The 19,007-nt window shown below is 41.2% G+C and carries 13 protein-coding genes; 9 read left to right on the plus strand and 4 right to left on the minus strand.

Annotated elements, in window-relative coordinates; genetic code table 11:
* Positions 1-27 precede the first annotated feature (27 nt).
* Both tcuA and tcuB read left to right on the plus strand, forming a co-directional pair.
* A complete protein-coding gene (gene tcuA / locus ACJJI8_RS02870; RefSeq protein WP_444934208.1) occupies positions 28-1,416 on the plus strand; it encodes an FAD-dependent tricarballylate dehydrogenase TcuA in 1,389 nt (462 codons plus the stop codon).
* On the plus strand, positions 1,403-2,470 hold the full coding sequence (gene tcuB, locus ACJJI8_RS02875; RefSeq protein ID WP_444925948.1) for a tricarballylate utilization 4Fe-4S protein TcuB: 1,068 nt from the start codon (positions 1,403-1,405) through the stop codon (positions 2,468-2,470). Before tcuA ends, tcuB begins: the two co-directional genes overlap by 14 nt.
* An 18-nt stretch (positions 2,471-2,488) precedes the next feature.
* Here the strand turns inward: tcuB and ACJJI8_RS02880 are convergent, their stop codons facing one another.
* A complete protein-coding gene (locus ACJJI8_RS02880) occupies positions 2,489-4,567 on the minus strand; it encodes a TonB-dependent receptor (RefSeq protein ID WP_444934209.1) in 2,079 nt (692 codons plus the stop codon).
* A 382-nt stretch (positions 4,568-4,949) separates the two neighbouring features.
* On the opposite strand from ACJJI8_RS02880, the gene ACJJI8_RS02885 reads away from it, so the two are divergent.
* Positions 4,950-6,077 (plus strand): ISAs1 family transposase, encoded by a 1,128-nt coding sequence (locus tag ACJJI8_RS02885; protein ID WP_444932648.1) that lies wholly within the window; start codon positions 4,950-4,952, stop codon positions 6,075-6,077.
* Between the two features lie 328 nt (positions 6,078-6,405).
* Here ACJJI8_RS02885 and speA read toward each other — a convergent pair whose 3' ends face one another.
* The 3 genes from speA to ACJJI8_RS02900 form a co-directional block, all read right to left on the minus strand.
* Positions 6,406-8,340 carry a biosynthetic arginine decarboxylase gene (speA, locus tag ACJJI8_RS02890; RefSeq protein ID WP_444934210.1) on the minus strand — a complete coding sequence of 645 codons (1,935 nt, stop codon included), beginning with the start codon at positions 8,338-8,340 and terminating at the stop codon, positions 6,406-6,408.
* Positions 8,341-8,350: 10 nt separating this feature from the next.
* Complete coding sequence (locus tag ACJJI8_RS02895) at positions 8,351-8,680, minus strand: DUF2218 domain-containing protein (RefSeq protein ID WP_444934211.1); 330 nt, start codon at positions 8,678-8,680, stop codon at positions 8,351-8,353.
* Positions 8,681-9,011: 331 nt separating this feature from the next.
* A complete protein-coding gene (locus ACJJI8_RS02900; RefSeq protein WP_444934212.1) occupies positions 9,012-9,695 on the minus strand; it encodes a response regulator transcription factor in 684 nt (227 codons plus the stop codon).
* 476 nt (positions 9,696-10,171) lie between these two features.
* On the opposite strand from ACJJI8_RS02900, the gene ACJJI8_RS02905 reads away from it, so the two are divergent.
* The 6 genes from ACJJI8_RS02905 (at position 10,172) to ACJJI8_RS02930 (ending at position 18,983) form a co-directional block, all read left to right on the plus strand.
* Positions 10,172-11,554, plus strand: a complete 1,383-nt coding sequence (locus ACJJI8_RS02905; RefSeq protein WP_444911550.1) for an MATE family efflux transporter — start codon at positions 10,172-10,174, stop codon at positions 11,552-11,554.
* Between the two features lie 125 nt (positions 11,555-11,679).
* Positions 11,680-13,521: an IucA/IucC family protein gene (locus ACJJI8_RS02910; protein ID WP_444911551.1), complete on the plus strand. Its 1,842-nt coding sequence runs from the start codon at positions 11,680-11,682 to the stop codon at positions 13,519-13,521.
* Positions 13,508-15,427 carry an IucA/IucC family protein gene (locus ACJJI8_RS02915; RefSeq protein ID WP_444934213.1) on the plus strand — a complete coding sequence of 640 codons (1,920 nt, stop codon included), beginning with the start codon at positions 13,508-13,510 and terminating at the stop codon, positions 15,425-15,427. Before ACJJI8_RS02910 ends, ACJJI8_RS02915 begins: the two co-directional genes overlap by 14 nt.
* Complete coding sequence (locus ACJJI8_RS02920; RefSeq protein WP_444911553.1) at positions 15,411-16,718, plus strand: AMP-binding protein; 1,308 nt, start codon at positions 15,411-15,413, stop codon at positions 16,716-16,718. Before ACJJI8_RS02915 ends, ACJJI8_RS02920 begins: the two co-directional genes overlap by 17 nt.
* A 43-nt stretch (positions 16,719-16,761) precedes the next feature.
* Positions 16,762-18,138 (plus strand): DUF6005 family protein, encoded by a 1,377-nt coding sequence (locus tag ACJJI8_RS02925; protein ID WP_413663375.1) that lies wholly within the window; start codon positions 16,762-16,764, stop codon positions 18,136-18,138.
* Complete coding sequence (locus ACJJI8_RS02930; protein WP_444934214.1) at positions 18,135-18,983, plus strand: sugar phosphate isomerase/epimerase family protein; 849 nt, start codon at positions 18,135-18,137, stop codon at positions 18,981-18,983. Before ACJJI8_RS02925 ends, ACJJI8_RS02930 begins: the two co-directional genes overlap by 4 nt.
* Positions 18,984-19,007: the final 24 nt, after the last annotated feature.

The following is a 19,007-nucleotide window of genomic DNA, read 5'->3' on the forward strand; positions in this document are numbered from 1 at the left end:
GATCCATTGCAAAAGGGTTTTCTATCGGTGAACACTCACTACGACCTCGCCGTAATTGGGGGTGGCAATGCCGCTCTGTGCGCAGCTATAACTGCTGCCGAACTTGGGGCCAAGGTGATTATCCTGGAAACTGCCCCCAAGCCCTATCGAGGCGGCAATTCCCGCCACACCAGGGATATACGCTGTATGCACCGAGGCCCCCTGGGTCCACTGGAAGGTGATTACAGTGAAGACGAGTACTATGAAGACCTGCTAAAAGTTACCGGGGGTAAAACCAATGAGCAGTTAGCTCGGCTGGTTATACGCTCATCAGAAAAAGCGCTTCCCTGGATGCAAAAGCACGGCGTTCATTTCCAGCCGCCTCTGTCCGGCACACTATCCCTCACGCGCACAAATGCTTTTTTCCTTGGCGGCGGTAAGTCCCTGGTTAACGCCTATTACCGAACTGCAGGCAAATTAGGTGTTGATGTGCTGTATCGGGCACACGTTAAGCACCTGCAGCTAGAGGGCAATCATATTACTCGTGTCGACTATGTTTACGAGGGACAGCAATACCAAATTGAACCCAGGTCAGTTGTAGCAGCCTCCGGCGGATTCGAAGCCAATCTTGAGTGGTTGGAAAAAGCCTGGGGCCCAGCTGCTGAAAATTTCCTGATACGCGGAACACCTTATAACCGGGGTGTGGTCTTGGAAGATTTACTGGAGCAAGGCGTGCAGTCCGTCGGAGATCCCACCCAGTGCCATGCAGTGGCAATTGACGGGCGAGCGCCGAAGTTTGATGGGGGCATAGTAACCCGCCTGGATTGTGTCCCCTTTTCCATCGTCGTTAACAAGGATGCCCAGCGCTTTTATGACGAGGGAGAAGATATTTGGCCCAAACGCTATGCCATCTGGGGCCGCCTTGTCGCACAACAGCCAGACCAGGTGGCTTTTGCAATTATCGACTCCAAGTCTTTAAAAATGTTTATGCCGTCAGCATTCCCTCCTACCGAGGCGAATACCTTGGAGGAACTCGCGGAAAAAACCGGTTTACCCTCTGAAAAACTGATCGATACCATAGCAACCTTCAATGCTGCTTGTGGCAGTAGTGACGCTTTTCACCCCACCGAGCTGGATAGTGTCGCCACTACCGGCCTGACACCAGAAAAAACTAATTGGGCCCGCCCCATCAGCGAGCCACCATTTTACTGCTATAGCTTGCGCACCGGGGTTACCTTCACTTATCTGGCGCTCAAGATTGATGAGAATGCCCAGTGCAGCACTGCCACAGGGCCGGTAAAAAACTTGTGGGCTGCAGGGGAAACCATGGCCGGGTCAATCCTTAGTCAGGGATATTTGGCTGGGTTGGGTATGATGATCGGCACCGTTTTTGGGCGTATTGCTGGAAGGGAAGCCGCTAACTATGCAAATGGATAATTTGGAAGAGGCACGGCGGCAAGCAGAAATCTGTAATGCCTGTCGCTATTGCGAGGGCTACTGCGCCGTTTTTCCAGCACTTCAACTACACCGCTCTTTCTCAGAGGGAACCATCACCCAGTTGGCCAATCTCTGCCACAACTGCCGAGGTTGTTACTACGCCTGCCAGTATACCGATCCCCACGAATTCAATATTAATATTCCCCAAGTCATGGCCGAAGCGCGACAGAAAAGCTGGGAAACTTTTGCCTGGCCGGGAGGTATTGCTAGAATGTTCCAAAAACGCGGCAGTCTGATCGCCCTGGCTACTATCATCGGATTTGCCATCATCTTTTATGTAATAAGAGTATTGAAACCCAGTGGTGGTGAGGGCTTCTACGCAATTGTTTCTCACGCCACTATGACCAGTATTTTTTTACCGGCCTTTCTTTATCCGCTGTTTAGCCTGGGGATAAGTTTACGTCGCTACTGGAGGAAAGTCGGCGGGGAAAAAATTACCTGGGGTCAATTTAGAAGTGCATTAATTTCAGCAGGAAAACTAAAGAATCTATCCGGGGGCCACGGAGATGGATGTAACTTCGAAGAGGAAGACCGATTCAGCAACCAGCGACGATACGCACACCAAGCTGTTCTATACGGCTTTTTATTGTGCTTTGCAGCCACCTGTTCGGGCACAGTAATGTATTACTTTCTGAACATGCCAGGGCCATACTCGATTTTTTCTGTACCCAAATTACTTGGTATCCCCGGTGGATTACTCATATTAGTGGGGTGTAGCAAGCTTATTCAGCTAAAGCTCAAGGCTGATCCAGAACTTGGCTCAGCAAGGGTTTGGAGCGGGGAGATGGGGTTTGTTGGCCTACTGTTATTTATCGCTCTCAGCGGTCTATTACTATTTGCCCTGGGGGGAACAGCTGCACTACCCCTACTATTGGATTTACACTTGGGTGCAGTTCTCGCATTTTTTTTACTTACGCCCTACACCAAAATGGCTCATGGTTTTTATCGGATGGCAGCTTTGATTCGTGATGCTCAAATGAAACCTGAAAATTAAAAGCAAGCCCTTTCTACATTACCAATCAAAATTAATTCCGAAGTAAATTGAGCGAGGCTCTCCGGGGAAATAGCGGCTACCACTAAAACTACTGTAATCCGCGCGCTCAGCATAGGCTTTATCGGTAATATTCAGTATTCGAGTAGAAATTTCATATTGTTTCCACTGCCAGGCCAAATGGAGGTTCAGTAAGTCATGTCCTGGATACCGATAAGCATTTTGAGGATCTGTAAAATAGCTACCCTGATGTAACCATTCAAGCTCCGCTGATACCAAAGAATTCGGGGACCAGTGAAGTCGATAACTACCAAAGGTCTTTGGCGCAGAATCTACAAGATTTCCATCCAGTTCTACACCTTGCAACTCCCTTTGATCTGCATAGCGATGTTCTGCATAGCTGGTACTCACCTCTAGCCGTAAGCTTTCAGTGAATTCATAATCTACAGCCAACTCAACTCCCCAGTGCCGGGTTTTGCCATTGGACTGGTTAAAATAGTCAGCATCACGAAATATTACATTCTCCTTTTTCATCGTATAAGCCACCCACTCATATGACAAAGAGTCGCCTATTTTCCTCAGCCCTACTTCAAAGCTATTAATTTCCTCTGGATCCAGCTCTGCTACCGTCTGCTCTCGCTGTAATCGATATAACTCTGTCGCTTGGGGTACACGATAACCCTGGGCCAATTGAGTAAAGAGTTGTAGTTCATTACTTAACCATAATAGCGCTCCCAACTTGGGGGATATATTGTTAAAGCTATCTTTTCGGTCATTTGGCCGGCTAAACCGACAGCCTCCAAAGTCACAGGGTAATCCATTTTCACCTGTGCGCCCGGGAAGCATTTGATTGTCGTAGTCATAGTGTGCAGATTCAATCCTGACTCCACCAGTGACTTCTAATTGATCATTAACCTTCCAGGTTGCCGATGCATAGGGGGCGATATTCCAGGCTACGACTTCATAATCGTAGTGCTTTCCCTCTGGTATGGTTGCCTGCAGAAATTCAGAGCCCTCGGTAACACTCTCTTGGGCTTCCAGGAGATATCCTTTACTTAATTCAGTATCTATACCGGTTAGCAGATTAAGCTTTTCACCCAGTTCCAGATAATAACCGCTTCTTATCCCAACACTCTCCTGGCCATTTTCCTCCATTGGTTGCCCCGGTAAATAATGCTGCAGAAAACGCATGTCAGTTTTACGGAGGTAAGGAGCCAAATGTAATTGACTAGTTTGATTCACAGGTATATCAATCAGAGAGTAAAATCTGAGAGAATTGGCATCTCGAAACGCCTCTGGATTAGGGTTGGTACGACTCAATCGACGATTGCGGTAAACTCCGTCACCCTCGAGGTAACCAGCCGTCTCCTGATTTAAGCTTGTCGCTACTAGACGAGTTCGAACTCTGCTATCACCGACCTGGTGGGTATACTGGATGCTAGCCTTTTGCTGGTCCAATCCTGACTGATCCCTATATCCTCCATCAGTCATCAAATACAAATCTGCACTGATCACATCACCTTCACTACTGTGGCGACGATCTGCTGATACACCCAGTCGATAGTAATCGTGGGGCCCCGCTTCAATGTTGAGAGATCCATTCTCTCCTTCTACAGGATCGCGGCTGATAACATTGATCAATCCATGCATTGCATTAGAGCCATAGAGGGTACCAGCAGGCCCTCTAACAACTTCGACATGCCGAGCTGTCTCGCTGAAGGATTCAAATAGCTCATTGATATTACAAAATCCATTTGCTCTCAGTGGAATCCCATCCTCTGCTGTCAACAAACCACCACAGGCTCCCGCACCAGTCAGTACTGGGGAACGTAGGGCTGGCAGGTATTCCTGTCCATTCCCTCTTGCTAGGTTTGCTCCAGGTACACTCACCAGGCTTTGTTGAATATGGGTATTACCACTTTTTCTGAGTACATCATTATCTAGAACAGAAATACTCTCCACCCGCTGTGAAATATCCTGTTCATATCTACCCGCAGTCACAACGATAGTTTCAATCTGAGTTTCACTGCTATGTGAAAAACTGATCGGAAGCAGAGCCAGTGCAATATAACCCAAAGTGATCTTATTTATGATCCTCAAGTCCACATCCCTATTCTTTAAAAGATAGAACATCTTATGTTGTGACCAGATAATATCAGAAAATCATATTCATAATCCTTATGAATATTAGCTAAACCTAGCTTCCTTACTAAATGGCGTAAAATTTAATATTTTACTTCTCGTTACTTTTTACGCAATAAAAAATGCAAGTAACAATCAGACAAAGAAACAAGAAAGATCAAAACTCTTAACAACTATTACAGAGAGGTAATATTTCAACTACAGGCACACTAAAATTTAAAAGCAAGTATATTCAGAGCTCTGCAATAGCAGGGCTGTCCCATATAAATCGGTGTAAAAACGAACAAAATAGACCTAGAATAGCTATCTTTTTTGATAAATAGAGTGTTTTTCAGACAAAATGGATAGCGTAAGCCTTTTACATCACTTTGACGACATGGAAGATCCTCGAGTTGATCGGCACAAGCTGCACGCCCTGCCCGATATTTTACTTATCATGTTTTGCGGTGTTATTTGTGGTGCTGAAAGCTGTAGAGATTTTGTCGATTTCGCAGAATCTAAAATAGATTACCTAAAACGATTCACCCCGCTAAATAGCGGAATACCCTCAAAAAACACTTTTAGCCGTGTTATTTCAAGCTTAGACCCCGAACAATTTAAGCGCTGCTTTCTGCAGTGGGTCCAAGGTATTCAGCAAGAACTCGGTAACGTAATTGCGATCGATGGCAAGGCGCTAAGGCGCAGCTTCGATCAGGCCAGCAAGCGATCTCCTATACATATGGTGAGTGCTTTTGCGTCCGAGGCGCGACTTGTCCTTGCTCAGCAAAAAGTAGAAGAAAAGTCGAATGAGATTACGGCCATACCGAAGTTACTGGAGGTTCTTGATCTTAATGGTGCGATTATTACGCTTGACGCCATGGGCTGCCAGAAAACGATCACCCAGAAAATTATCGAACGAGGCGGCGATTATGTGATTGCTGTGAAGGGCAATCAGGACAAACTGCACCAGCAAATTACCACGCATTTTAATAATTTGTTCGATATGCAGTACCACAAGGATGTCGATACTGATTGTGTGGAAGAGGTGAGCCGAGGCCGAATAGAATCCAGAAAATGTCTCTCTACTAACAGTATTGATTGGCTCGGAGGTAAAGAGCAATGGCACGGTCTAAGAAGTGTTATCGCAGTCCAGGCGAAGCGAACTGTAGATGGGCGAACTAGTTGCGAAACGCGCTACTATATCAGTAGTTTAGAGCCGTGCTCAGCAGAACTTAATCATATTATTCGCTCTCACTGGGGTGTTGAAAACTCGTTACACTGGATTTTAGATGTGGTTTTTCGTGAGGATGATAGTCGCTTCAGATCAGGAAATGCACCAGAAAACATGGCGATCTTGAGGCATTCGGCACTCAATCAGTTGCAAGCGGCAAAGCCCAGCTTTAAAAAAGACATGAGCATTAAAAGGCTTCGGAAAAAGGCTGGCTGGGATAATGAAACCTTGGACAAGATAATTACAGCCACCATTTAGACTGATTTATATGGGACAGCCCTGTCTGCAATAGCCACAAAGAAGAATAGATTCTATATAAGTGTATAATACTATCACTACAGAAAATTAGCTGACGCTAAATTAACCAATATAAACCTAAAACACTAAATCAGGATAGGTGCTAACATCATAACTATATAAAAATAAGGAATTTATTAACGTGGCTGGGAGCTAGCTTCACAGAGTAGGGCTTAAATATTTTAGCCAGATCGAAGATCTGGCATCGTCGACATACTTAGATTTAACCTTTCACATATACAGCTAAAGATTTAAACAGGTCAAGTCTCTCACTGCTTTCTACTCTATTCTAATCTCTTTCATAATAGGTATAACCTTGCATACTTGCATTGAAGGTCTTAATTATTTGCTGACGTTCACGAGCGCTAATACGCCCACTGCGAACAGCCGCTTCAACCTTATTACGAAAACGCGTCTTTACTTCATGCGGCTGATACTCGACATAGCTTAAAACATCCTCAATAGTATCCCCATGAACCTCTTTCACAAACTCAAAGCTGGCATCTGAATTCAGTCTCACACTGACAACATTCGTATCACCAAATAAATTATGCAGATCACCCAGAGTTTCCTGATAAGCGCCCACTAGGAAAACACCGAGATAATACTCCTCGCCGTGCTTTATTGAATGCAGAGGTAAGGTTTTTTCGACTTCCTGGTTGACTACGAATCGCTCAATTTTTCCATCACAATCACAGGTAATGTCGGCCAAGATAGCACGCCGACTTGGAGCCTCATTTAGTCGATGAATAGGCATAACAGGAAATAACTGATCAATAGCCCAGCTATCAGGTAAGGACTGAAATAAACTAAAATTACCATAATAGATATCAGCTAATGAATCTGCCAAGCCTTCCAGATCTTCAGGTATTCGCTCCATTTCTGAAAGAGTCTCTTTTATACGATGCAAAACATTGTAATAAATTGTCTCTGATACAGAACGAACACGAAGATCTATTTGGCCACGCTTGAATAATTCGCGAACTTCGTCCCGATAAAACTGCGCATCATTGAAGCACTCTTGCAATCTTTGAGGCTTCAAATAAGTCAGAATTTCACGCATATTTTGAAGCAATTGATGCTCATCTTCCTCAGCTTCTTTTAGCTCTTCTGAGTCGAAACTTACAACATCAAGGATATTAAAGAGCAAAATTGATGTGTAGGCTACAGTAGCACGACCAGACTCCGTAACAATTATCGGGTGGGGTAAGTTCTTGCTATCTAATGTACTCTTAATTGTATCAATAATATCTTCGCAGTATTCCTCAAGTGAATAATTGCGGCTTTGCCCGGTACTTGACTGTCTACCGGTGTAGTCAACTGCTAAACCACCACCTAAATCAATATACTTTAATGCCGCGCCCTCTTTACATAAATCGGAGTAATAGCGACAGGCTTCTAGTACACCACCGCGGATATCACGGATATTCGGAATCTGAGAGCCCAAATGGCAATGTAGTAACTCAAGGCAATTGAGCATTTGATGCTCTTTTAAGTAATCAACCACATGTATAAGTTGGCTTGATGACAGTCCGAATACACTTCTCTCACCACTGGTAGCACTCCAATGCCCACTCACTTGAGTCGTCATTTTAACGCGCACGCCAATATGAGGGAAAATATCTAACGCTTGACTTCGCTCTACAATAATCGGCAATTCGGTTAAGGTTTCAATAACAAAGATACATTTCAATCCAAGTTTTGTTGCCTCTAACCCCAATTCTATAAATTCTTGGTCCTTATAGCCATTACAAATAATTAGGCTATCAAGTTCTTCGATGGTGGATAAAGCTGCAATCATTTCAGCTTTACTACCAACTTCAAATCCATGTTGATAGCGAGAACCAAATTGAGCTACTTCATCGACAATTTGGGCCTGCTGGTTTACTTTAATTGGATAAACACCTTGGTATTTATTCTGGTAATCCAGTTTTTCGATTATCTGACGGAAAGTTTCATTAAGTGAGCTAATACTTTTATCAAGAATATTCTCGACACGCAGTAAAACAGGCATGTGTAAATCGCGGTCCCGCATACCCTCTATAATTTGCATCAAGGGAACAGCATCTGCCTCTTCATCACTAGGATTTTTTACGACAACATTACCCTGTGAATCTATATCGAAATAACCATTGCCCCACTGGTTAACACCATAAATATTCCCTGCCTCAGCTATATTCCACTGAGTATTAACTTCACTCTCGAGTTTATCTTTCTCTAACATCTTTTTACCATTAAGAATTCATTAGATTCCACTGAAGTGAACATTCCACACCTTTCGCAAATCGTAAGAAGTGGGAATCAATGCAATCTATGATCTCTTTTAACTCCGCATCAGAGTTAGCACCACAACACAAATCCAATTGATCTCCACTTCCGTTCATATCACAGAAACCCATATCAAACTCAATATGGCCGCACTCGCTGCTCCAGTGGGCATTAACTTTGTGAGCGAAGTGCTTACATAAACGCCTAATCATCCTCTCGCTGTCAATGTGAATTACCGTTGAAAAAGCTAAAAATTGGCTATCATGCTCAGCCTCAACTTTATTAATAGTGCTCATATCCCCACTTCTTAATTAATTCACTTTATGCCGAGCCAACTTTTAAACGAAAAGATGTATTCAGCAATTAACACCTTTGGTAATGATAATCATTATCAAAGATGTTAATTGCTTTCATGGCCGAAAAAAACCACTTTTACAATTGTTACGGGAGCATAATAGCTAATAAAAACCGTCGATAATTAAAACGTTTTGAACTCAAAGACAGCTTTAAGCTTGCTGATGTTAAACAAGCCTGATTAGAATTTTAGAAAGGAAAAAATACTTGAATAATGCCTAAACCGATACTTAGTACACCTAAATTTACCGTTTAACTTAAGCTAGTCTTTTATTATGAAAATCTATAACCTTTGCCATGAATCGTAGCAAAGCGGTCAGCCGATATACCAACTTCAATAAACTTTTTCCTGATACGACTAAGATGCATCTCAAGGCTTCGATCATAACGGGAAAATTGCCTGTTGAGTACCGCACGATATAAAAATTGCTTACTAACTACCTTGAATCGGTTCTCAGCGAGTATCCAAAGTAATCGAAACTGAATAGGTGTAAACGCTAAATTATCTCCCCTATAAAAAACCTGCTGCCTTGATTTTAATAACCTTAAATGATCGATATCAATCTCACCCTCAATGTTACTTTCCCCCTTGTGAGTCCTACGCAGTATTGCGTTTACACGCAGCACTATCTCAGTGGAATCAATCGGTTTGGATATAAAATCATCAGCCCCCTGCCGAAAGCTCTCTATCCTTTTTGCCGTTGTATTAACTGAAGAGAGAACAATTACAGGCGTTTGGCCCCAGCTACGTATAGCCTGTAAAGGTGATAAATCATCATTGGTGGGCAAAAACGCATTAACTAAAATAAGATCAAAATAGTCTGCGGGCATCACCATCAACCCATCACTAACATCTTGACATTGAGTGACATCAAATCCTTGCTTTTGCAAAGTGCCGCTCAATTGTCTGCTTATTTTAGTATCACTTTCCAATATTAAAATATGCGCAGTTGCCACAACAGCCTCTTATCCACAACCAAATTAAAACTTGAATTTTTTGAATCCAAAATTATTCATAGCGCAAAAATACTCTCGCCCACGGACGACCTTAATATGGGGGAACCCGACTGGAACCTACACATAGCTCTTACTTTTGACGTCTGACAGTAATTTTAATAGTACATTTTCTAAACTATTTTCAATGGATACACATATGACTTACCAGGACATTTAGCACTGCAAAACATCAATACTGCTGCGCACTTCCTGTACAACCATTGCCCGGGACACGCCACCAGCATGCTTAGTGCCCAACACAATATTGCATTGGCTATAACACAAATCTGTTCACATTTAGAACATCAAAACTTCACGATGCAGCTTTATGTATCAACCTAAATTCACCGATATTAATGATAATCACTATCATTTGCAACAAGTGGAATATATAATACTGCCTCAGAACCTATTTTCTCATGATTTGAGACACTTTAATGTCAGCCCAAAATCCAGCGCTTTCCGGTCGTATCGTCAAGACTTTTTTTTACTATGTACTACCTTCAATAGTCGGCTTAGTTGCAATAACAAGCGCCAACCTGATTGATGGCTTTTTTGTCGGCAACACCATAGGTACAGACGCTCTCGCTGCAATCACTCTAATGATCCCGTACTTCACCTTGTTGATAGCTATTGCCATCATGCTGGCAATAGGCGGGGCTGTGAGCGTAGGTAAAGCCATAGGTGAGAAAGATCCGAAAACAGCAAACGCCATCTTCAGCCAATCCCTTATTGCCGCTGTGGTTATTAACACTCTGTTAGCGCTGGGCAGCTTAGCCTTCAACGATTTACTTTTTGAAATACTCAATATTTCAGCCCAGGTTGCTGTATTAGCAAGGGAATATTTCGACGTCATTCGCTGGGTGTTCATTTTACAGTTAACCACAATGGTGCTGTATTATTTTGTACGTGCTGATGGCCATCCGATATTAGCCACATGTGCATTAGTAATCGGCGCTGTTCTCAATATTATTCTCGATGCCTGGTTTATCGTGTACTTGGAATTCGGATTAGCTGGGGCTGCTTATGCAACTGCAATAGCACAAGTTATACAATTTTTAGTATTGAGCCGTTATTTTTTTAGCAAGAAAAGAACACTTAAGTTCGAATTACAACAAAGAAACTGGAAGCTACTTCTTAACTCAGCTTATAACGGTATATCAGAGTTTATAAACGAGATATCTGTTGGTATTATTTTTTTCATTCTAAATACTTTAATGATAATGCGGCTAGGCGTAGATGGTGTAGCGGCATTTACTCTGGTCAATTACTTCATTTTCTTAAGTGTCATGCTTAGTTATGGTTTAGCTGATGCACTTCATATCGTTGTCAGTCAAAATTTTGGCGCTCGGCACTTAACTAGAGTGAAATCTTTTTTGTCAATTGCAATATTAAGTACCATCTGCCTGGGTATCATAATCGTTGCGCTGCTCGTTTTTTGGCCAGAAACTGTTCTGAGTTGGTTTACCAATGAACAAGATCAGGAAATATCCCGAGTCAGCATGCAATTGCTGCCATTGTTGCTTCCACTATTTTTAATTAATGGGACTAACATCGTCTTAACCTGTTACTTAACAGCAATACACAAACCAAAACCTTCAGCTTTAGTTGCTATTAACCGCAGCTTATTATTCCCCGCCGTATTTTTGATTGCCTTTTATTATATGTTGCCCAGCTGGCACTTATTACCAGCAGCAATAAGTGATTTATCATTTATTGTTGCACTGCCATTAGCAGAATGGTGCACCTTTTTGTTGGCCGCCTATTTTTGCTACCAATACAGGCCTACGAAGCTGAAAGTAAATCAAACTTCAGTCTAAGTAACGCCAAGTGAGATACAGCTCTAAAACAATAGTAACAATTGTAAACTTACTTGCTGGTGAGAATGTGTATCATTATCATCTGGGTAAGTTCTTTTACTTAGTATCTCCAGGAGAATATCGTCATGCCATTCACCGCAAAAGAGCTGGCGGAAAAGGCTTCTTTTCAGGCATTTGCTAATGCATATATAAGAGAAGTTGACCCCGGTGTTTGGCATACAAGCTCTGATTGGCAATTACAAACTGGTGTGGCCCTTGAAGAAGAAAATGGTTATGCACTAGAACTTTATTTGAACGGAACTGGAGTTACACTTGCTTTAGAGGCTTCTTATCGTTCAATTGTCGGCCGACATGTATTTACTAAAAGCTATCGCAAATTAGCAAATCAATGGAATTGGCAACCCATAGATTTTACTTCTGCGATTATGATGTTAATAGATAACATTTATGCAAAAGATAATAACCAAAACAATAAGCCAAATACTCCAGCCAACAAAATAGAACTATTAAATCGCACTTTAGAAAGTCTTCAAATCATGCAGGATTATCTTACTAAGCGACTAGATGATCCTACACTTAATAGCTCCGATTATATTTGTTCTGAACAGTCTCTGTTATTTGGACATTGGCTTCATCCAACACCCAAGTCACGCCAAGGCATTCACTCTTGGCAACATGAAAAGTATACGCCGGAATTGAAATCTAAATTTCAATTACACTTTTTTGCCGTGTCAAAAGATCTTCTGGAGCAAGATTCTTTACTCGACGAGAGCGTTGAGGAAATTATCAATAATATATTAGGGGCCGATATCGATATTGATATCGATAAACAACTAATACCTGTACATCCCCTACAAGCACAGTGGCTGTTACACCAGGACTATGTTCAGCATTTACAACGTGACGGATTAATTGTCGACTTAGGTCTTATGGGTAAGATGTTTACGCCCACTTCTTCTGTCCGCACTTTGTACTGCAGTGAGCTGAATTATATGATTAAGCTCTCGATCCCTGTAAAAATAACTAATTCGCTAAGAAAAAATATGGCTCACGAATTAGATCCGGGATTAAATGTTGGAAAGTTGTTCTCATTAAGCAACTTCAAGCAAAAATTTCCACAGTTTGTTTTAATTGAAGATCCTGCCTTTATTACTGTTAAATTACCTAATATGCAGGAAACAGGCTTTGAAACTATTATACGGCAAAATCCATTCAGTAGAGATACAAACAGTCTAGAACTACCCACAGTTTCAATCGCTGCATTGGTACAAGACCCTATCTTATCCGGAACTCAGTCTAAATTAGCGCAGCAAGTTTTAAGCTTGGCTTCCAAGCAGGGCATTAGCGTAGAGGAAGCAGCGTTAAAATGGTTTAATTGTTATTGGCAATGTGCAATTGAACCAACAATTAGACTTTACGATAGTCAGGGTATTGGTTTAGAAGCTCATCAACAAAATTCTCTATTAACTATTTATGATGACTGTCCAATTAGATACTACTACCGAGACAATCAAGGTTTCTACTTGTCAGAAAAAATGCAGGATAAGTTGCTCGAAGCTGTACCTGAGTTGAGGAATAATCCTGACTTATTTTATCCTGACAATATGATTGCAGACCGGTTTGGATACTATCTTTTTGTCAATCAGTTATTCTCAATTATTGGCCGTATGGGACAAGATGACCTTATTGATGAGAATAAACTATTACAATTAAGTTACAGCAAGCTTAATTTTCTAAATTCTAGGGTACTGACAAGCGTCGGCAAAAACTTTACAGATAGATTATTTAATAATTCTAGTATTCCCTGCAAGGGAAACCTTCTAACTCGCGTTGAAGATGTTGATGAGCTGGAAGCGGAAAAAGAATTAGCTGTTTACACTAATATACGAAATCCTTTCTTCGACCTGCATCAAGAAAGCTTGACTACCCATAAGCAAGTTAACGAGGTGACTCTTGCTCACAGTTAACCCACAGCAGCATTTATCTCAACAAGACTTAGAAATCTCTCCTTATAAAAATTCTGACAGCCACTTAGCTGAAGAAAAAAGAGTGATTCGCCAGCTCCTGGAAGCATTGTTGTTCGAGCATCTTTGTGATTACTCTTATCACGATGGTTTTTTCTATTTTACATTAGGAAGATCTTTTTATCGTGCTTCAGGAAGAATTTCTGGTTTTAGTCGAATTAGAATCAATGCAGAAGAAATGTTTTTTTCTCAAAGAGATGAAAAGCATGTAGATACAAAACTTCAGGCACAATGGATAAAAAATATATCTCAAAGCATTGATTGGCAACCAATAACACTAAATGCCCTTGTTGAGGACTTGCCTACTTCAGTAGTAGTAAAGAAAAAGCTCGCAATTGAGCTTGAACAAACTGTTAAACTTTGCCAGTGGAACAATAAGCATTTAAACCGCCATATAAGCCGTCGTGAATTAACATATACCCAGTTAGAGTCTGCAATTGATGAAGGGCACCCTTATCATCCATGCTTCAAGGCACGAACTGGGTTTAGTGAGCTTGATCATAAACTTTATGGTCCAGAGTTTGGCAATAATTTTCAACTACATTGGTTGGCGATTAGACGATGCTATTTGAAGCGTCGATTTAACTCTGTAACTGAAAAAATATTTTGGGAAACTGAGCTTGGTGAACAATGTTACCAGCAGTTAAATACACAAATTAAAAATCTAACTTCCGATAGTACTGCATTTTCATTGATGCCCATCCATCCATGGCAGTGGAAGTTTTTAAAAGATAAACTTGAGCCCGCTATTGCTGATGGACAAGTATTTTACCTTGGAGAGGCTGGCGATCAATATCAAGCCAGCATTTCTATTCGTACATTATTAAATATTAGCCATCCTGAAAAAGCTAATATAAAACTACCTCTGAATATAATTAATACTTCTTCACTACGCACTATAGAAAGTCACTCTATTTGTACTGCACCAGCTATATCAAACTGGTTAATACAAATTCTGGAGTCGGATAACTACCTGAAGCAAAATATGATTTTGCTGGCGGAGTACGCCGGAATAAGGCCTACAAATGATGGCACTGAACATCAGGAATGGATTGAGAATCTCGATGGTCAATTGGGTGTAATTTTTCGACAGAGCCTGCACTCATACTGTGATGAGAAAACTGTAATACCTTTTGTAGCCCTAAGTATAATAGAACAAGATGGCAGCCCTTTTATCGAGCCCTGGATTGCCGAATATGGTTGTCATAGTTGGCTGGAGAACCTGCTCGAAAAGGTGATTATTCCCATATGGCACTTACTAGTTCATCACGGTATTGCAATTGAGGCGCACGGGCAAAATATCTTATTGCAACATAAAGATGGTTGGCCTGAAAAAGTTATAGTGCGCGATTTTCATGAAAGCATGGAGTACGTTCACAATTACTTAGCACAACCGGAATTAGCGCCTACTTTTACTGACTTCGAGGAAAAATATAGTTTTGGCGGGCCAAACCAATATTATTGGATGGAAAGTGTCGAAGCTTTGCGCGAACTTTTAGTAGATACCTTATTGGTTTTTAATTTATCTGACTTGGCCGTATTACTTGAAGATTACTACCAATTTCCAGAAAGTGAATTCTGGAAATCAGTTTATCACAGCTTTAGAAAATATCAGCAATCAAACTTAACTGATCAAAAGCGCATAGCCCAAATCGATTTATTCCAACCGGAAATTAAAACCGAATCACTATTGGATAAGAAATTTCGCGGGAATCGTGAAACAGAATTTCATCATCACATAAGAAATCCGTTAGCAGACGCTGCTTTACATGATACCCAAAAGGAAACCTCCAAGACATCAATATCAGTGCCAGCAGTACCAGGAAAATCCTATGCTTACAATAAATGATAAGTTTTATAGTAAAGAAGACTTTAACGAGCAACAGCAGTCCTATGTCTCAATAAATACTATTAATGAGAGTAACGCTGTTGCGGTATGTGTTGAAGATAATTTTATTTGGTTGACTCTATGTTATTACTTAAAGTCAAAGAAAATATCTGCCATGCCTATCCACCCCAGTGTTCCAAAGGATACTGCAAAGCGTATGGCAGAAAAAGCTGGCTGCGAATTGCTGATTTATGGTGACTTAGCAGGATTAATTGAGCTACCGGCAACTAATTTGAATAAATCTGAAGCAGGTATTATTCAAATGAGCTCCGGCACCACAGGTGAGCCAAAATGCATATTGCGAAGCTGGGCGGATATTGATATTGAGGTAAAGAGTTATTGCCAGGCTTTCAGCGACCCGGACAGCATGACTCCAGTTGTCGCTTGTCCCGTTACCCATTCATATGGATTAATTTGTGGCGTAATGGTTGCTCTGAATCGGGGTCAGTCACCACTGATAATTAGCAATATCAATCCTAAATACCTTATCAAGAAGCTGCAGAGTTGTCAGCGTCCGCTTTTGTATTCTTCTCCGGTAATGTTGCAGGGATTATTACGTTTATGGCCGGCCAATAGCAAACTATTTGCTGCTATGACTTCAGGTTCCACTATGCCACAACAGGTATTTGAGCAGATTCAGGCACGTGTAGAAAACTTATATCAACAGTATGGATGCTCTGAAGCGGGCTGTATTAGTATAGGACAGGATTTATCTGCTGCTAACGATCAAGGAAAGCCATTACCTCATGTCGAAATTACCTGTGGTAATCTCGACAATAAACAGCAAGAGATAGTTGCTTATGTAAAAACTGCATCAGGAATTAAAACTGTTAAAACACAGGATGTCGGCTATTTGAGTGAAAATGGTCGGCTGCATTTTCTTGCACGAATGGATGACACAATCATCGTATCAGGGCTAAATGTATATCCTGCAGAAGTAGAAGATATCATACTTGAACACCCGCAAGTTAATGATGTAGTGGTATTTAAGATAGATGATCAATTTGCGGGCCAACGAGTTTGCCTACAGTATGTCGCTTCCCCAGCAATAGACCCCTCCGAACTACGCCAATGGTGCAGTCAACACTTAGCACTATTTCAAGTACCGCAAATATTACAGCCGGTCGATGAGATAATGCGAATGGCTAACAGTAAAGTGAACCGTAAGCAGATTGCGCTGAACTATCAACAGAACATACTAACCAGAACAAATAAAAGTAGTGAAGGAAAACAAGCTGAAAGAGCCAACTAGTAAGTAGGGGCTATCTATTGAGCAAACAAACAATATATTAATTATGCAAAAGACTGAAATAGTAGATTCGATTCAGAGCATACTTACTAATGAGTTGAATCTAACACATATAGAAGATGTTCAGCTTCACTCCAAGCTAAATGAAGATTTATACCTTGATTCCGTACTGATCCTGCAAGTACTTATTAGCTTGGAATTAAAGCTGGGAATTGATATACCCGATGAAGCCTTGAACTTGAAGGATTTTGATACAGTCGATAGCTTTAGTGAGTTTATATTAGGCCGGGTTAACTATAAGAGCGAGAATGGCGCTTCTCCCAAACATACCGATCCTCAAGAGAAATCAGGGGTCGAAATAGCTCCAGCAGAACAAGCTGAAGAGCAGACAGAAGAGTTTGAGGATATTAAAGTACATTGTTTTGTGAGTTGTCTATGCGAGTGTATCAAAGCAAATGATCATGTTGACCATAGACCATTTTATTTTGGTGTATGGGACGCCGATGTTGTAGTTGATAATGATTATTGTATCAACTATCACGCTGAGAATTTGAACCATGACTTCTTTCGAAACTGGTTCGAGAAAATTTATGGTGTCGAGGTAAAGTCCTGGTACAACCAAGGCTTATCCAAAAGCGACAATATTAACACCTTACTAACATTACTAGACAATAAATCTGCCAGTCAGAACATAATGGTAATGCTAGATATGTATAGGTTGCCAGAACGCGAAAATAAGTTTAACCAGAATCCATTCCCTCACTACGTAATGCTGGAAAATAGCCAAAATCCAGAAATGTTATTTATGTGGGATCCTGATTTTCGCTGGGAAGGAGAGCAAAATAAAAAACAAGTATTACACGCAATTGAGTCGGATGCTGTTGCTGGCGGTTATATCTTTGATAGCAGCCAAATTAAACCAAGCTCCAATCAGGCAATCCATGACTATTTTACTACCTGTTTGAACTTAAACAATAATCCGATGACGGATGCTGTGCGAAAAATTGTCAAGGCACATTTGGCTCCTGAAAGTCAGCTAAGCCCCTCTAATTTAAGCCGTGCTCTCACTCAGCTTCCCGTATTGGCTATTCGAAAGTATGCCTACGAACACGGCTTAGCATATTTTATGTTGCAGCTAAATTTGGATTTTGATGAATTTGAAACATGGTGCGACATTATTGAAGAGTTAGTTTCCACTTATAAGCAGATTCAATTTCGTTCTATGAAAATCGCGAATTACGCTACTGAAGGAAACTATCCATCCGAATCATCGACAGATATTAAAACAGAAATCATGCAGCTACTGGATCAACAAGATCAGCGAGAATTTAAAATCAAAGGTCAGCTACATACATTATTTCAACAATGGCAAAACCATGTAGCTATTACTAACAAAGAACGTTCCAATGAGGTGTGCATATGATTTTATCTATCTGTACAATCTCTTTTCGCCATCAACTGGTTTCAATTGATCATTTGGCAAAGTGGGCGAAGCATAATCATTTTCAGGGTATTGAATTGTGGGGAACTCACGCAAAAAACCTCGCCTCTCAACCAGAATATAATAAAGATTGGTTGGCGGACTACGGCCTAAAAATCACGATGTTAAGTGATTATTTAGCACTATATGCCACTGAAGCTGAGTTACATAAACAAGTAGAACATTTATGTTACTTAGCAAAACATTGGGGTGCTAAGAAAATTAGGACTTTTGCCGGCTCCGAGGCAAGCGCAAACACATCTGAGCATGGCTTTGCACGATTAACAAAGACGTTGCGCAAGGTCTGTCAATGGATGTCCCGACATGATCTCAACTTGATTATTGAAACACATCCCAATACATATGCGGATTCCGTCCCAGCAACAAAGCATTTATTACAGAGCGTTGCTTGTGACAACCTTCAAATCAATTTTGACGTACTCCATGTCTGGGAATCAAAAACTGAAGTGATCCCAGCTTTTGAGGCTTTAAAAGATAATATTAATCATATCCACTTAAAAAATGTAAGTTCTGCAGAATTCCTGAATGTGTTCTCGCCTGCTAATGTATATTCTGCTTCTGGCTCGCGGGAAGGTATTGTCCCGCTGTTTGATGGCGCTGTTAACTATCAGGAATTCGTAAGTCATATTAGTCAACATCCAGACAAGAGAGTCCGCAACATTGAAGCTTCACTGGAATGGTTTGGTGATGACTGTAAAGAAACACTAGCTAGAGATAGATACCTAATTCAACAACTTCAGCAGTGTCGCGAATCACTAGCCATTTAGTAAATTGGGTCTGCTAATTTCTAG

It is taken from the genome of Microbulbifer maximicatervae (SeqCode) (genome assembly GCF_052467695.1).

Bases quoted from the DNA above. Each gene is read 5' to 3' on its own strand.
- tcuB (WP_444925948.1), top strand. From the start codon at position 1,403: ATGCAAATGGATAATTTGGAAGAGGCACGGCGGCAAGCAGAAATCTGT.
- ACJJI8_RS02885 (WP_444932648.1), top strand. From the start codon at position 4,950: ATGGATAGCGTAAGCCTTTTACATCACTTTGACGACATGGAAGATCCT.
- speA (WP_444934210.1), bottom strand. From the start codon at position 8,340: ATGTTAGAGAAAGATAAACTCGAGAGTGAAGTTAATACTCAGTGGAAT.
- ACJJI8_RS02895 (WP_444934211.1), bottom strand. From the start codon at position 8,680: ATGAGCACTATTAATAAAGTTGAGGCTGAGCATGATAGCCAATTTTTA.
- ACJJI8_RS02905 (WP_444911550.1), top strand. From the start codon at position 10,172: ATGTCAGCCCAAAATCCAGCGCTTTCCGGTCGTATCGTCAAGACTTTT.
- ACJJI8_RS02910 (WP_444911551.1), top strand. From the start codon at position 11,680: ATGCCATTCACCGCAAAAGAGCTGGCGGAAAAGGCTTCTTTTCAGGCA.
- ACJJI8_RS02920 (WP_444911553.1), top strand. From the start codon at position 15,411: ATGCTTACAATAAATGATAAGTTTTATAGTAAAGAAGACTTTAACGAG.
- ACJJI8_RS02925 (WP_413663375.1), top strand. From the start codon at position 16,762: ATGCAAAAGACTGAAATAGTAGATTCGATTCAGAGCATACTTACTAAT.
- ACJJI8_RS02930 (WP_444934214.1), top strand. From the start codon at position 18,135: ATGATTTTATCTATCTGTACAATCTCTTTTCGCCATCAACTGGTTTCA.